General features: G+C 64.2%; 1 protein-coding gene. It reads left to right on the forward strand.

What is annotated here, in order from left to right:
* Positions 1-399 precede the first annotated feature (399 nt).
* Positions 400-1,767 (forward strand): group II intron reverse transcriptase/maturase, encoded by a 1,368-nt coding sequence (gene ltrA / locus U5775_RS38690; RefSeq protein WP_322063398.1) that lies wholly within the window; start codon positions 400-402, stop codon positions 1,765-1,767.
* The last annotated feature ends 86 nt before the right edge of the window (positions 1,768-1,853 follow it).

The raw sequence follows: 1,853 nt of genomic DNA on the forward strand, positions 1-1,853 counted from the left end.
GTGCGCCCAGCATGGGCGCACTCTAGTGGGTGCAAGTCCCACCGCAAGTTGATCACAGCGAGCGAAGCGAAGCGCAACTGCATGAGGGTGACCGAGTGTGGGGAGGAAGCGTGGAGCGAAACTGCGAGCCGATGAACAAGAACCGGATAGAAGGCGTTGCCGAGCAGGGCGAGCGGGCCAGAAACCGCGAAGCTCTCGTGATCAAGGCGAGGTGACGTAGATCCGGCGGTTGTGCAGCGAAGGAGTGCGTTCTTACCTGGGGAGATCTCGCCTCATGCCTGAAAGGGCAACGGCGTCGAGCCGGAGCGAGAAGTCAGCAGAGGGCGTAGTAGTCACAGGACAGGCCGGTGAGGCTGAAGCTGGTGACGAAGGCCCGAACGGGAAGGAGTGTCCAGCGTCATGTCGATGCGGCAGGCAATGCGTCAGATGCCCGTGCAAGCGGGGCGAGCAGGAGTCACGCACGGTGAAGCCGTGTCTATGCCTGTGAGCGACGAAGCCTGTTGCCCGCGAGATGAATCCGGGGACGCGGGGTCAACGCTGCTGGAAGCGGCGCTGACGAGAGAGAACCTGAAGCGGGCGTTCAAACGGGTACGGGCCAACAAAGGCGCTGCTGGCGTGGACGGACTGGACATTGACCAGACGGCGCGTCATCTGGTGACGGCGTGGCCTGCGATCCGTGAACAACTGCTGGAGGGGACGTACTGGCCCAGTCCGGTACGACGGGTGACGATTCCGAAGCCGGACGGAGGCGAGCGCGAGCTGGGCATCCCGACGGTGACGGACCGGCTGATCCAGCAGGCACTGCTGCAGGTCTTGCAGCCGGTTCTGGACCCGAGCTTCAGCGAGCACAGCTACGGCTTCCGGCCGGGACGGCGTGCGCATGACGCGGTGCTTGCCGCGCAATCGTACGTGCAGTCGGGCCGCCGAATCGTAGTGGACGTTGATCTGGAGAAGTTCTTCGACCGGGTCAACCACGACATCCTGATTGACCGCCTGCAGAAACGCATCGGCGACGCTGGCGTGATCCGGCTGATCCGGGCCTATCTGAACAGCGGCATCATGGATGACGGTGTGGTTCAGCAGCGGGATCAGGGCACGCCGCAGGGTGGGCCGCTATCCCCACTACTGGCCAATGTGCTGCTCGATGAAGTGGATAAGGAGCTGGAGCGGCGGGGTCACTGCTTCGCGCGCTATGCCGACGACGCGAATGTCTATGTTCGCAGTCGTCGCGCGGGCGAGCGGGTGATGGCACTGCTGCGACGCCTGTATGGCCGGCTGCGGCTGAAGGTCAACGAGACCAAAAGCGCGGTGGCGAGTGTGTTCGGTCGCAAGTTTCTGGGCTACAGCCTGTGGGTGGCTGCGGGTGGGGTGGTCAAGCGCAAGGTGGCGGCCAAACCGCTGCTGGCGTTCAAACACCGCATCCGTGAACTGACCCGCCGCTCAGGCGGGCGCAGCATGCGGGACGTGGTGGAACGGTTACGGCCTTATGTGTTGGGATGGAAGGCGTACTTCCGGCTGGCGCAAACGCCCGGAGTGTGGTTGGCACTGGACGAGTGGCTGCGTCACCGGCTGCGTGCCATCCAGCTTAAACACTGGCGCCGTGGCACGACCATTTACCGGGAGCTGTGTGCGCTGGGGGCGCCGGATGACGTTGCGCGACAGGTGGCGGCCAACAGTCGCTGCTGGTGGCGCAATAGTGGACGGCTACTCAACAGCGTGCTGACGATCGCTCACTTCGACCGGCTGGGTGTCGCTCGACTCTCATAACCTCAACTTCCCGAACCGCCCGGTGCGGACCCGCATGCCGGGTGGTGTGGCAGGGGTACGGCCTCTTGGCCGTCCCCTATGCCGAT

Source organism: Paraburkholderia sp. J63, assembly GCF_905220245.1.
GTDB lineage: Bacteria > Pseudomonadota > Gammaproteobacteria > Burkholderiales > Burkholderiaceae > Paraburkholderia.

Bases quoted from the DNA above. Each gene is read 5' to 3' on its own strand.
- ltrA (WP_322063398.1), top strand. From the start codon at position 400: ATGTCGATGCGGCAGGCAATGCGTCAGATGCCCGTGCAAGCGGGGCGA.